The sequence below is a fragment of the Xanthomonas hortorum genome (assembly GCF_040279205.1).
Lineage (GTDB): Bacteria > Pseudomonadota > Gammaproteobacteria > Xanthomonadales > Xanthomonadaceae > Xanthomonas > Xanthomonas hortorum_F.
In genome coordinates this window covers 1-13191 of the sequence record NZ_JBEOLS010000089.1, presented here as the reverse complement: position 1 = coordinate 13191, position 13191 = coordinate 1, and the positions used below count along the sequence as shown (strand labels likewise).

At 65.2% G+C, this 13191-nt stretch carries 10 protein-coding genes; 7 read left to right on the top strand and 3 right to left on the bottom strand.

Annotated features, from left to right (window positions below; genetic code table 11):
• Positions 1 to 98: 98 nt before the first annotated feature.
• Positions 99 to 875 (bottom strand): SDR family NAD(P)-dependent oxidoreductase, encoded by a 777-nt coding sequence (locus ABS769_RS21355; protein WP_317061978.1) that lies wholly within the window; start codon positions 873 to 875, stop codon positions 99 to 101.
• 344 nt (positions 876 to 1219) lie between these two features.
• On the opposite strand from ABS769_RS21355, the gene ABS769_RS21350 reads away from it, so the two are divergent.
• The 3 genes from ABS769_RS21350 (at position 1220) to ABS769_RS21340 (ending at position 4189) form a co-directional block, all read left to right on the top strand.
• Entirely contained in the window at positions 1220 to 2629 is a 1410-nt protein-coding gene (locus ABS769_RS21350) for an FAD/NAD(P)-binding protein (RefSeq protein ID WP_317061977.1), read from the top strand.
• 658 nt (positions 2630 to 3287) lie between these two features.
• Positions 3288 to 3719: a VirK family protein gene (locus ABS769_RS21345; RefSeq protein WP_006448758.1), complete on the top strand. Its 432-nt coding sequence runs from the start codon at positions 3288 to 3290 to the stop codon at positions 3717 to 3719.
• 32 nt (positions 3720 to 3751) lie between these two features.
• Positions 3752 to 4189: a VirK family protein gene (locus tag ABS769_RS21340; protein ID WP_317061976.1), complete on the top strand. Its 438-nt coding sequence runs from the start codon at positions 3752 to 3754 to the stop codon at positions 4187 to 4189.
• A gap of 85 nt (positions 4190 to 4274) precedes the next feature.
• Here the strand turns inward: ABS769_RS21340 and ABS769_RS21335 are convergent, their stop codons facing one another.
• Positions 4275 to 5735 (bottom strand): efflux transporter outer membrane subunit, encoded by a 1461-nt coding sequence (locus tag ABS769_RS21335; RefSeq protein WP_317061975.1) that lies wholly within the window; start codon positions 5733 to 5735, stop codon positions 4275 to 4277.
• A gap of 90 nt (positions 5736 to 5825) precedes the next feature.
• Here ABS769_RS21335 and ABS769_RS21330 point away from each other — a divergent pair, with 90 nt between their 5' ends.
• From ABS769_RS21330 to ABS769_RS21315, 4 genes are all read left to right on the top strand, one after another.
• Positions 5826 to 6443, top strand: coding sequence for a TetR/AcrR family transcriptional regulator (locus tag ABS769_RS21330; protein WP_317061974.1), 618 nt, complete (start codon positions 5826 to 5828; stop codon positions 6441 to 6443).
• Between the two features lie 77 nt (positions 6444 to 6520).
• On the top strand, positions 6521 to 7669 hold the full coding sequence (locus ABS769_RS21325; RefSeq protein WP_317061973.1) for an efflux RND transporter periplasmic adaptor subunit: 1149 nt from the start codon (positions 6521 to 6523) through the stop codon (positions 7667 to 7669).
• The gene (locus ABS769_RS21320) at positions 7666 to 10755 is read left to right on the top strand and encodes an efflux RND transporter permease subunit (protein WP_317061972.1); all 3090 of its coding nucleotides are present in this window, start codon (positions 7666 to 7668) and stop codon (positions 10753 to 10755) included. The genes ABS769_RS21325 and ABS769_RS21320 overlap by 4 nt, the downstream gene beginning before the upstream one ends.
• Positions 10756 to 11037: 282 nt before the next feature.
• Positions 11038 to 11370, top strand: coding sequence for a DUF6172 family protein (locus ABS769_RS21315; RefSeq protein WP_317061971.1), 333 nt, complete (start codon positions 11038 to 11040; stop codon positions 11368 to 11370).
• A gap of 289 nt (positions 11371 to 11659) precedes the next feature.
• On the opposite strand, the gene ABS769_RS21310 is transcribed toward ABS769_RS21315, so the two are convergent.
• On the bottom strand, positions 11660 to 12949 hold the full coding sequence (locus tag ABS769_RS21310) for a DEAD/DEAH box helicase (RefSeq protein WP_317061970.1): 1290 nt from the start codon (positions 12947 to 12949) through the stop codon (positions 11660 to 11662).
• Positions 12950 to 13191 lie beyond the last annotated feature (242 nt).

The window sequence follows — 13191 nt, the reverse complement described above, 5'->3', positions numbered from 1 at the left end:
CGATGGGGCGTTATCGGTAACGCCTCATCGCGCGCAAGCGCGCTCCTACGGATGTACGTGCGGCTGAGAGATATGCTCCGCCAGCGCATGCAATGCGCTCAAACCCCCAACGACTGCCCACCATCCACCGCCAGCACTTGCCCGGTGATCCAGAGTGCTTGCGGAGAGGCGAGAAACAACGCCGCATCGGCAATGTGCTGCACCTGCCCGAATCCACCGAACGGAATGCTCTCGCGGATGCGTGCATACAGTCCCGGTTCTTCGTCGCGACGCCGCGCCCATAGCCCGTCCGGAAATTCGATCGAGCCCGGCGCAATCGCGTTGACGCGGATGCGCTCGCGCGCCAGTTCGGCCGCCAGCGTGGTGGTGTAGTAATTGAGCGCCGCCTTGGCGGTGGAATAGGCGATCGCACGCGGCGTGGGGCGCTGCGCGTTGATCGAGCTGATGTTGAGGATCACCGCCGCAGCGCTGTTGCGTAAGTGTGGCAGCGCGGCGCGATTGCAGCGCACTGCAGCCATCAGATCCACGTCCAGACCTGCCTGCCAGCTTGCATCGTCATTGCCGTGTCCATAGCCGGAGGCGTTGTTGATCACCACGTCCAGGCCATTCAATGCCTGCGCTGCAGCGTCCACATAGGCCTCGATTTGCGCAGCATCCGACAGGTCGCAGGCGAAGGTGTGGACCGGTGCGCCATGCGGCGCCAACGCATGTGCGGCGTGTGCTAGGCCGTCGGCATTGCGTGCGCACAGCGAGACGTGCGCGCCGTTGCGCACGAACGCGTCGGCAATGGCCAGGCCGATGCCACGGCTACCGCCGGCGATCAGGACGCGTTGGTCGCGCGGCGCGAGTTGCGGGCGTGCTGCAGGAATGGGCATGGCGGGCACTCGATGGGGAAACCGGCATTATTGAGCAGCGTGGTCATACGGGTTGTTGGGGGACATGGCGGTGTCGTCTGAACCATCGCAAGCGCACCCAAGATCCAAATCGCGGTGCGCAGCGCCGCGCTGCGAGCCGGGCGGTGAGCCATGCACCAGCATCTACCTGCGGTTGCGTGCGCTGTCATCTGCGTGCAATACGGTGTGCGCGCAGCCTGCGACGCAAGCCTCATCACCAACGATGATCAGCTCATGCGTTTTCGCTTGCTCGCCGCTAACCATTTGTTTACACGTTCGGGCCGCGCTGCGGGCACAACGTGCGGGTCATTCAGTGGGAGTTGCACATGGAAACCCATATCACCGTCATCGGTGCCGGCTTTTGCGGCACCGCGCTGGTCCGTGCGCTGGCGCAGACGGCCGACGCGCAGGTCCGCATCACTTTGGTCGGCGTGGCCGAGACCTTCGGCAGCGGCATTGCGTATGGTGCGGCGCGGCCGGAGCACTTGCTCAACGTGCGCGCCAAGGACCTGGGGATCGATGCGCAGGCGCCCGGCGCATTCGCAGAGACCTTGCATCTGGGCGATAGCGGGCGACTGGAATTCCTGCCGCGCCTGGCCTACGGCGATTATCTGCGCAGCGAGCTGGATACCGCGGTCAGCGGCGCGCAGGCCTCGATCGTGCGGCTGTCGCAGGAAGCGGTGGCAGTGGAGCGCGTGCGCAAGGGCTTTCGGGTGTTTCTGGCCAATGGCGACGCCTTCCACAGCGACCGGGTGGTGTTGGCGGTCGGTGCACTGCAACCGCAGGCGCTTGCCGGCATCGGCCCGCGCTTGAGCGTGCATCCGCGCTACATCGGGTGGCCGTGGCAAGGTGATGCCCTGGCGCAGTTGTCGCCCGACGATGACGTGCTGATCGTCGGCACCGGGCTGACCATGGTGGATGTGGCATTGACCCTGCATGCGCGCGGCCATCGTGGCCGGCTGACGGCGATCTCGCGGCGGGGGCTGGCACCACAGGCGCATCTGCGTCAGCCAGGCGCGGCGCTGGAATTGCCGCCGCATCTGCAGCGCGCGCTCAAGGACGCCGACCTGCGTGGCCTGCTACGCGGCGTGCGTCAGCTGAGTGCGGTGGTCGACGATTGGCGGCGCGTGGTGGATGCCTTGCGCCCGCATCTGCAACCGCTGTGGCAGCGGCTGGAGTTGCCTGAGCGTGCACGCTTTCTGCGCCACTTGCGGCCGTATTGGGAGGTGGCGCGGCACCGCGTTGCGCCGGGCGCGGCGGAGCAACTGGCGCAGCTCCAGGCCTCGGGCCAATTGCAGGTGACCGCAGCACGCTTGCTGCGTGCACGTTGGGTGCCCGATGGCGTGGAAGCGGTGATCCGCCCGCGTGGTGCTGCCGACGCGCAGACCGGTCACTACGACGCGGTGATCCGCGCCACCGGCTTGGATACCGACATCGACCGCACCAGCGATCCGCTGATCGCCGGCATGCGCGAAGCCGGTTTGTTGCGTGCGGATCCGCTTGGGCTGGGTGTGGACACCGACGCGCAATTGCGGGTGCGCGATGGCGCCGGGCAAATCGTGCCGGGGCTGTATTGCGTTGGTCCGCTGTTGCGTGGGCGCTATTGGGAAATCACTGCTGTGCCGGAGTTGCGCGTTGCTACACGCGCATTGGCCGAGCGTCTGTTGTTGGGCGCGATGCCGGCGTTACAGCCGAAGCCGGAACATGTGCCGCGCGAGGTCAATGCGCGTTTGTAGGTGGCCGTACCCTCACCCCAACCCCTCTCCCGACGGGAGAGGGGCTTTAACCCTTCTCCCGTCGGGAGAAGGTGCCCCGCAGGGGCGGATGAGGGTACGAGCGCAGCCTCGTGTAGTTGGACGATGCGAGCAGCTTCGCTCCGTACCCTCACCCCAACCCCTCTCCCGCAGGAGAGGGGCTTTAAACCCTTCTCCCGTCGGGAGAAGGTGCCCCGCAGGGGCGGATGAGGGTACGAGCGCAGCCTCGTGTAGTTGGACGATGCGAGCAGCTTCGCTCCGTACCCTCACCCCAACCCCTCTCCCGCAGGAGAGGGGCTTTAACCCTTCTCCCCTCGGGAGAAGGTGCCCCGCAGGGGCGGATGAGGGTACGGGCGCAGCCTCGTGAGGTTGGACGATGCGAGTAGCTTCGCTCCGTACCCTCACCCCAACCCCTCTCCCGATGGGAGAGGGGCTTATCGCTCCTTCCAGCGGGATCTTGATCTGCGCGCGCAGGCATAGCGCATAGCTCGCCATCTCGCGCGGATTTCGCCAAACAGCGCAATCATGCAGCGTGATGCGTAGCGCACTGCACCGGTGCGTACAGGATTAGGTCATGTTGATTGGCCTGGGCTGATTACAGTCCAGGTCGCTTCATCCCCTCGTCCGCCTGGAGTCCGCCATGCCCCGTCTTGCTGCCACTGCCTTGCTCGCCACGCTGTGCGCTTGCGCGCTACCCGCCTGGGCCAGCGAATCGCTCAACACCCGTGCTGAAGTACTCGCGGCCCTGGAGGCCGGCTATGACGTCAGCCTGACCACCGATCTCGCTCGCTGCACGCCCGAAGAAGGCACCCCGGTCACCCAGACCCGTGGTGGCCGCCATATCGATGCCTATCGCATCACCGAGGACGGCACCGCCGCATTCTCCGGCTCGCATTTCACCGTGGCCAACGACGGCAAGCCGATCCAGCAGTTCATGCGTTATCAGCTACGCCCGGATGGCAGCGTGCGTTTCACCACCTACATGTACGACCTGCCGGGTCTGCAACAACGTGGCCCGGTGCTGGCCTATCAATGCACGATCAACCAGGGCATCCGCTTCCACGCCGATTGATTGCGTTTGCCCCCTCATTACCGAGAAAGCACATGTCCTCACGTCTGTATTTTTCACTTGCTATCGCAGTGCTGTCAGCCAGCGCGGTTCCCGCATTCGCCACGCAATCGTTGAACACGCAAGCGAGCCTGATCGATGCGTTGGAGGCCGGCCGCAATGTGGCGGTGTCGGTCGATCTGTCGCGCTGCACGGCCGAAGCGGGCACTGCATCCAGTCGCAGCCGCGGTGGTGTGCGCATCGGCGCCTACCGTCTTACCGCGGACGGCACCTTGGCGTTTTCCGACACCCAGTTCATCGCTGCCAGCAGCGATGGCAGGCCGTTCCAGCAGTTCCAGCGCTACCAGGTGCTTGCCGACAACAGTGTGCGGCTGACGACCTACATGTACGACCTGCCGAGTCTGCAGCAACGCGGGCCACTGTTGGCGTATCAATGCACGATCAATCAGGGCATTCGCTTCCACGCGCACTGAACACGCCGATGCGTTGCGCGATGCCACTTGAGCGAGTGGCATCGCGTCGATGGCGCTACAGCATCAACATGCAACCTGGTGGCGACTACTGCACCGCAACCGCATCGGTGGCGCCGGATTGCCAGCCGCCGCCCAACGCCTTGAAGGTGGCCACTGCACTGCGTGCCGCATCGGTGCGTGCCTGCACCTGTGCATCGGAGGCACGCAGCAAGCTGTCGTCGGCATTCAAGACTTCGATCAGGCTGACCACGCCTTTCTCATAGGCCAGCGCCGATGCACCACGCGCCTTGCCCAGTGCATCCACACCTTGCGATAGCACCGCTGCCTGCTGCTCGCGTTTGACCAGTGCGGTCAACGCATTCTCCACGTCTTCCGTGGCGCGCAACACGGCCAGGCGATACGCGGCCAGCTGCTCGGCTTCCTGTCCCTTGGCCTGTGCGATCTGCGCATTGATGCGACCGAAATCGAACAGCCGCCAGCGCAAACCCAGCACGCCGGCAGATTGGCTGGCATCGCTGGTGAACAGGTTGGCGCCGGAGATGGCGGTGGCGCTGCCGAGTAATCCACTGAGCGAAAATTTCGGGTAGTACTCGGCCATCGCCACGCCGATGCGCGCGTTCGACGCTGCCAGCCGGCGCTCGGCGACGATCAGGTCCGGGCGGCGCCGCAGCAGGTCGCCGGGCGTGCCCGTTTCGGCAATGCGCGGTGCAAGCGGAATGGGTTTGCTTGCGGCCAGCTCTGCACGATGCGTCCCTGGCGCAACACCCAACATCACGTCCAGTGCATTCATCGCCGCGACCAGGCCGCTTTCGATACCGGGCACCGATGCCTGCGCCTGTGCAAGCGCGCCTTGCGCCTGGTGCAGCTGCAGCTCGGGGGCGAGTCCTTTGCCATGCAGCAGCGTCACCATGGACAGCAGGCCCTGTTGCGTGGCGACCTGGCGCTGCGCCACCTCCAGCCGTGCCTGCAGGCCGCGGATGCTGATGTAGATGTCGGCGGTCTGCGCGGCCACCGCCAGACGGGTGGCCGCTGCACCGGCTTCGCTGGCCTGGTAGTCGGCGAGTGCGGCCTGGCGCCCGCGACGCAGGCCGCCGAACAGATCCAGCTCCCAGCTCGCGCCCAGGTTGGCTTCATAGGTGCTGGCATAGCGGTCGAAGTTGGGCGTGCTGTTGAGCACCTGGCCGAGCGGCGTTTCCAGCGACTGATAGGCGCGGGTCGCGTTGCCGCTGATGTTGCCTGAAGGCAGCAGTGCGGCCGTGGCGGCGGTCAGCCCGGCGCGGGCCTGGGTGACACGTGCGCTGGCCTGGGCCAGGTCCAGGTTCTGCGCCAGCGCCTGGGTAACGTAGCGGCTCAGGTCCGGGTCGTCGAAACCAGTCCACCAGGTCGATAGATCGGCCCGTATGGCGGCCTGGCGCTGCTCGGTCGCTGCCTGGCCGAGATAGCGATCCGGCAGGGGCGCCGAGGGGCGGGTGTACTCGGGGCCAACGGCGCAGCCTGCGGCAAGACTGGCGGCGATGAGCGCGGCAAGGGTGCGAAGTGACGACATGACGGTACCGAAGAAAGCAATGGCGAGCTGTGACTATAATACGAAATAGTCACTTTTGTGTGGATTGTGTTTGAGCGCTAAGCTGTTCGCATGAGCAAAGCATCCAGCTATCCCGTTTCAGGCCGTGGTCCGGCCGATCACGATGTGCGCGACCAGATCGTGGCAGCGGCAACCGAGCACTTCAGCCGCTACGGCTACGAGAAGACGGCCGTGTCCGATCTGGCCAAGGCGATCGGGTTTTCCAAGGCCTATATCTACAAGTTCTTCGAATCCAAGCAGGCCATCGGCGAGATGATCTGCACCAACTGTCTGCGCGAGATCGAGACCGAGGTGCGCGCGGCGGTGGACGAGGCCGAGCAGCCGCCCGAGAAGCTGCGGCGGCTGTTCAAGGTGATTATCGAGGCCAGCCTTCGCTTGTTTTTCCAGGATCGCAAGCTGTATGAGATTGCGGCCTCGGCGGCGACCGAGCGCTGGCAGTCGGTGATTGCTTACGAGGTGCGCATCCAGAAAGTGCTGCAGGACGTGTTGCAGCAAGGCCGGCAAAGTGGCGATTTCGAGCGCAAGACGCCACTGGACGAGGCCACCCAGGCGATCTACGTGGTGATGCGCCCGTACATGAATCCGCTGTTGCTGCAGCACAGTCTGGAGCACGCCGACGAGGTGCCGCTGCTGCTGTCGGGTCTGGTGTTGCGGAGCCTTTCGCCCTGAAAATCGATAGTGACTATTGACTGATATGGTCACAAGTCTCAAGATGCGAGCCTTCAACAGCACGCACTGGGATTTCCATGCTTCGCCGCCGCCTCGTTATCTCCACTTTCCTGTGTGCGCTGCCGCTGGCATTGATCGCCTGCGGCGAGGCGCCGCCGCCCGACCCCCGCACTGCGACCCCGCTGGTGCGCGTGGCCACCGTCGAAGAGGCCGGTACGGCAGCGCGCAGCTTCTCCGGCACGGTCGCCGCGCGGGTGCAGAGCGATCTGGGCTTCCGGGTTTCCGGCAAGGTGCTGGAGCGGCTGGTCGATACCGGCCAGCGGGTCACGCGTGGGCAGCCGTTGTTGCGGATCGACCCGGTCGATCTCCAGCTCGCCGCACGCGCGCAGCAGGACGCGGTGGCAGCCGCGCAGGCACGCGCGCAGCAGACTGCCGACGATGAGGCGCGCTACCGCGATCTGCGTGGCACCGGCGCCATCTCCGCCTCCGCCTACGACCAGATCAAGGCCGCAGCGGATGCCGCCAAGGCGCAGCTGAGCGCGGCCCAGGCGCAGGCCGAGGTGGCCCGCAATTCCAAGCGCTACAGCGATCTGTTGGCCGACGCCGACGGCGTGGTGATGGAAACACTGGTCGAACCAGGGCAGGTCGTGGCCGCCGGCCAGCCGGTGGTGCGGCTGGCGCATGCCGGGCGCCGCGAGGCGATCGTGCAGCTGCCGGAAACATTGCGCCCGCCGGTTGGCTCGGTCGCGCAGGCCACGCTGTTCGGCAATGCAGGCGTCACGGTGCCGGCCACGCTGCGTCAGCTGTCCGACAGCGCAGACCGGCTGACCCGCACCTTCGAGGCGCGTTACGTGCTCGACGGCGCATTGGCCGATGCGCCGCTGGGCACTACCGTCAGCATCCGCATTGCCGACGGCCCGGCCGCCAGCACGCAGGCCGGGCTGCAGGTGCCGCTGGCCGCGCTGTTCGATGCGGGCAAGGGGACGGGGGTGTGGGTGATTGCCGGCAATCCGGCCAAGGTGAGCTGGCGGCCGGTGACGGTGCTGGGCCTGGACGACGACCATGCCAACGTGGCCGGCAAGCTGGCGCGTGGTGAGCGCATCGTAGCGCTGGGTGCGCACCTGTTGCGCGAAGGTGAGCAGGTGCGGGTAGCCAACACGATTGCGCCTGCCAGTGGCGCGACCAGTGCTACCAAGACCGCGAGCGCGGCAGGAGCGCAGCCGTGAGCGAGGGCCGCTTCAATCTCTCGGCGCTCGCGGTGCGCGAGCGCTCCATCACGCTGTTCCTGATCTTTCTGATTTCGTTGGCCGGCCTGGTCGCGTTCCTCAAGCTTGGCCGTGCGGAGGACCCGGCATTCACTGTCAAGGTGATGACCATCATCACCGCCTGGCCGGGCGCAACGCCGCAGGAAATGCAGGACCAGGTCGCCGAAAAACTCGAAAAGCGCCTGCAGGAACTGCGCTGGTACGACCGCAGCGAAACCTATACGCGCCCCGGTCTTGCGTTTACGACGTTGACGTTGCTGGACAGCACACCGCCCAGCCAGGTGCAGGAGCAGTTCTATCAGGCGCGCAAGAAGGTGGGCGATGAAGTCGGCAACCTGCCGGCCGGCGTGATCGGGCCGATGGTCAACGACGAATATGCCGATGTCACCTTTGCGCTGTTCGCACTGAAGGCCAAGGGCGAGCCGCAACGCTTGCTCGCGCGCGATGCGGAAAGCCTGCGCCAGCGCATGTTGCATGTGCCGGGCGTCAAGAAGGTCAACATCATCGGCGAGCAGCCCGAGCGCATCTTTGTCGAGTTCTCGCACGAACGTCTGGCTACGCTGGGGGTCAGTCCGCAGGAGGTGTTTGCCGCGCTCAATGCGCAAAACGCCTTGAATGCTGCAGGGTCGGTGGAAACACGCGGGCCGCAGGTGTTCATTCGCCTGGACGGTGCGCTCGACAGTTTGCAGAAGATTCGCGATACCCCGCTGGTGGTGCAGGGCCGCAGCTTGAAGCTGTCCGATATCGCCAGCGTCAAACGTGGTTATGAAGATCCGTCCACCTTCATGATCCGCAGTGGCGGCGAGCCGGCATTGCTGCTGGGCATCATCATGCGCGATGGCTGGAACGGCCTGGAGTTGGGCAAGTCGCTGGATAGCGAAGTGTGCGCAATCAATGCCGAGCTGCCGCTGGGCATGCGCCTGAGCAAGGTCACCGACCAGGCGGTCAACATCGACGCATCGGTGGGCGAGTTCATGACCAAGTTCTTCGTCGCGCTGCTGGTGGTGATGCTGGTGTGCTTCGTCAGCATGGGCTGGCGCGTGGGCATCGTGGTGGCGGCCGCGGTGCCGCTGACATTGGCAGCGGTGTTCGTGGTCATGCTGGCCACCGGCAAGAATTTCGACCGCATCACGCTGGGCTCGTTGATCCTGGCGCTGGGGCTGTTGGTGGACGACGCCATCATCGCCATCGAGATGATGGTAGTGAAGATGGAAGAAGGCTACAGCCGCGTCGCCGCGTCGGCGTATGCGTGGAGCCACACCGCCGCGCCGATGTTGTCCGGTACGTTGGTGACGGCGGTCGGCTTCATGCCGAACGGGTTTGCCGCTTCCACTGCCGGCGAATACACCAGCAACATGTTCTGGATCGTGGGGATCGCGTTGATCGTGTCGTGGGTGGTGGCGGTGGTGTTCACTCCCTATCTGGGCGTCAAGATGCTGCCCGACCTGAAGAAGATCGAAGGCGGCCACGCCGCGATGTACGACACGCCGCGCTACAACCGCTTCCGCACTGCGCTGGAGCGTGTCATCGCACGCAAATGGCTGGTGGCCGGTTCGGTGATCGGGTTGTTCGTGCTCGCGATTCTTGGCATGGGCATCGTCAAGAAGCAGTTCTTCCCGATCTCCGATCGTCCCGAAGTCTTGGTGGAAGTGCAGATGCCATACGGCACTTCGATTACCCAGACCAGTGCCGCCACCGCCAAGCTGGAAGCCTGGCTTGCCAAGCAGGACGAAGCGAAGATTGTCACCGCGTATATCGGGCAGGGCGCGCCGCGCTTCTTCCTTGCAATGGGCCCGGAGTTGCCGGATCCCTCCTTTGCCAAGATCGTGGTGCGCACCGACAATCCGCACGAACGCGATGCATTGAAGCTGCGCATGCGCAAGGCCGTCTCCGAAGGCCTGGCGCCGGAGGCCCGCGTGCGTGTGACGCAACTGACCTTCGGCCCGTACTCGCAATTTCCGGTGGCGTACCGTGTCAGTGGTGCCGACCCGCAGGTGTTGCGCGGTATCGCCGCGCAGGTGAAGCAGGTCCTGCAGGACAGCCCGATGCTGCGTACCGTCAACACCGACTGGGGCACCCGCACCCCAACGCTGCATTTCACCCTGGAGCAGGATCGTCTGCAGGCAGTGGGGCTGACCTCGAGCGCAGTCGCTCAGCAGCTGCAGTTCCTGCTCAGCGGTGTGCCGATCACGCTGGTGCGCGAAGATATTCGCAGCGTGCAGGTGGTGGCGCGTTCGGCCGGCGAGACACGTTTTGATCCGGCACGCATCGCCGATTTCACCCTGGCCGGTGCCAATGGCCAACGCGTGCCGCTGTCGCAGGTGGGCAGCGTGGATGTGCGGATGGAAGAGCCGATCCTGCGCCGCCGCGATCGTGTGCCGACGATCACGGTGGGCGGCGATGTCGACGACCAACTGCAGCCGCCGGATGTCTCGGCCGCGATCACCAAGCAGTTGCAGCCGATCATCGACAAACTGCCCAGCGGCTATCAGATCAAGGAGGCCGGTTCCATCGAGGAGTCCGGCAAGGCGACTGCCGCGATGCTGCCGTTGTTCCCGATCATGCTGGCGGTCACCTTGATCATCATCATCCTGCAGGTGCGCTCGATGTCGGCGATGGTGATGGTGTTCCTGACCAGCCCGCTGGGCCTGATCGGCGTGGTGCCCACCTTGATCCTGTTCCAGCAGCCGTTCGGCATCAATGCACTGGTGGGCTTGATTGCGCTCTCGGGCATCTTGATGCGCAACACGCTGATCCTGATCGGGCAGATCCATCACAACGAGGCCGAAGGGCTGGACCCGTTCCACGCCCTGGTGGAAGCCACCGTGCAGCGTGCCAGGCCGGTGATCCTGACCGCGCTAGCCGCGATCCTGGCGTTCATCCCGCTCACCCATTCGGTGTTCTGGGGCACGCTGGCCTACACGCTGATCGGCGGCACCCTGGCCGGCACGATTTTGACCTTGGTGTTTCTGCCGGCGATGTATTCGATCTGGTTCAAGATCCGCCCGGAGAACAGCGGCGCACCGACGCCTGCCAAGTACGCATGAGTTGGGTCTGCGACGGTGGCGAGAGCCCCGTCGCAGAGATCGCGTAACAGTGTCGCTCGCGCGATTCTCACTCCACTGCCATTGCAGCATTGCAGCATTGCAGCGGCGCGGTGTCTCAGCGGATTGACCGAGCTTCCGCCCGAAGGCCAGGACCGGCACGCGTCGGGGAGGTTCCCGGCTTCGGTCGCAGTGCAGGCCCGAATCCCGCCCGGACAGCCGCCGATTCACCCAGAACGGCCGTGTGGCCTCACAATAGGCGGCCAGTTCCCAACCGATGTCGCCATGCGCAAGACCTACCAGCTCAACCTCGAAGGCAAGAACCGCGATCGTCTGCTGGAGTCCAGCAAGAACGATATCCGCAAGTACATCCGCCGCGAGCGCCGCAAGGACTTGCCGGAAGGTGCGGATTATTGGGACTTCGACATGCGCTTCGGGGTGGACGAGGCCAGCGCCGCGCCGCTGCCGCCGGCCGAGCTGATCCGCTCGATCAATGCGCTCACCAGTGAAGGCGGCGAGCAGTTCTTCGTGGAAATCCTGCGCAAGCCCGGCAAGCGGACCCCGCGCGTGGATGGCGATAGCGGCATGGGCGGCGAGCTGGATTTCGAGCAGGACTGAGTCTTTGCCGCGTAGACGTGACGGTGGATTGCCGCTGCGTTGGCAAGATTTTGCTTGGGCGTGATCAGTAATGCGGGTGGCCGTCACCGCGTGTTGCCTCAGCGGATCTAAAGACAGATCGCGTGGTCTACAAGAGGCACGTGTTTGGCAGCAGATGTCTGCTCACGCAAGACCGGGATTGACGCGTGCTGGACGCTGCCCGACCTGCGCATGTGCTGCGTGTTCAAGCGCGGTTCCCGCGCCTGCCACCTCCGCGTGACGATGGCGCGTTACACGTAACCCCCCGCTCTCAGTTCGGTTTGCCTGCGTGTGCTGCCGCTGCGCGCAGCTTGTCCTTCTTGCTTGGCCGCTTGCCCTTGATGCCGCCGTTGTCGTCCGGAGCGCGTGTGTCGGTGTTCGGCGTTTCCGTTGCAGGCGCATCTGTCGCCAGGGTCGGTTCAAAGCCGGCAACCACGCTGGTCGGCACGCGCAGCCCCTGACGTTTTTCGATCAGGCCCCATTGCGGCTGGCTCTCCGCAGTGACGAAGCTGATCGCCACCCCGCTGGCGCCTGCGCGTGCGGTGCGGCCGATGCGGTGGGTGTAATCCACGGTCGAACGCGGCAGGTCGTAATTGACCACCGCCGGCAGCGCGTCGATATCGATGCCACGCCCGGCCAGATCGGTGGCCACCAGCACCTGCACCTCGCGTTGCTTGAAGGCGTACAAGGTGCGCTCGCGACGGCCCTGGCTCAACTCGCCATGCAACGGCTGCGCAGTGATGCCGGTCTTGGTCAGTTTTTCGGCGACTTTTTCAGCAGTGTGCCGGCTGGCGACGAACACCAGTACATGCGACCAGCCATGCTTCTGCAGCAGATGGCGCAGCAGCTGCGTGCGTTGGCCGGCGTCGACGGCAATCGCACGTTGCTCGATCGCAGGTGCAGCGTCTGGCGTGGCGACAATGGTGATGCGCAGCGGGTCGCGCAGGCGACGCTTGGCCAGCGATGCGATGCCGGGCGGAAAGGTGGCCGAAAACAGCACGCTTTGGCGCTGCGCCGGCAATAGGGCAAGGATGCGATCGAGCTCGGTGCCGAAGCCCAGCTCCAGCAGGCGGTCGGCTTCGTCCAGCACCAGCGTGGCGACCTCGCTCAGACGCAGCGCGTTGTGATCGACCAGATCCAGCAGCCGGCCGGGCGTGGCCACCACGATGTCGGCTCCACCGCGCAAGGCGAGCAGCTGCGGATTGATCGAACTGCCGCCGGTTGCCGCAACGATCTTGAGCCGGCGCGGCAGATGCGCCGCCAGCTGATGCAGCGTGTCTTCGACCTGCGCGGCGAGTTCGCGCGTGGGCACCAGCACCAGCGCGCCGAGCACGCGTGGTGCAATGTCCGGAGCGAGACAGCGTTGCTGCAGCAGCGGCAGCGCATAGGCCAGCGTCTTGCCCGAGCCGGTCTGCGCCATCGCGATCAGATCGCGCCCCTGCAGCATCGGCGGAATCGCCTGCTGCTGGATCGGCGTGGGCGTGTGGTGACCGGCGCGGGTCAGCGCGGTGTCGAAGAACGGTTGCAGCTGCGGCGACAGCGAGAGATGGGAAAATGACATGCGCCGATTATCCAGGCATTCGCACTGCAATGGTCGGTAGCGCGTCATGCTAAACGCCGATCTCGTCGAGGGCGCGGTGCACTCACCGCTTGCGGGACACGCCGCAAGTACGTCCATGTAGGCTCGGTGGCGGCATCCATGCCGCCACACGGTCCCGCAATCGGTGAGGACACCGCACCAGACAGTTCGTAGGTCGCTTCGTTGAAAACCGCGCACACCGACCATCTCGACTGGTCCTTGCC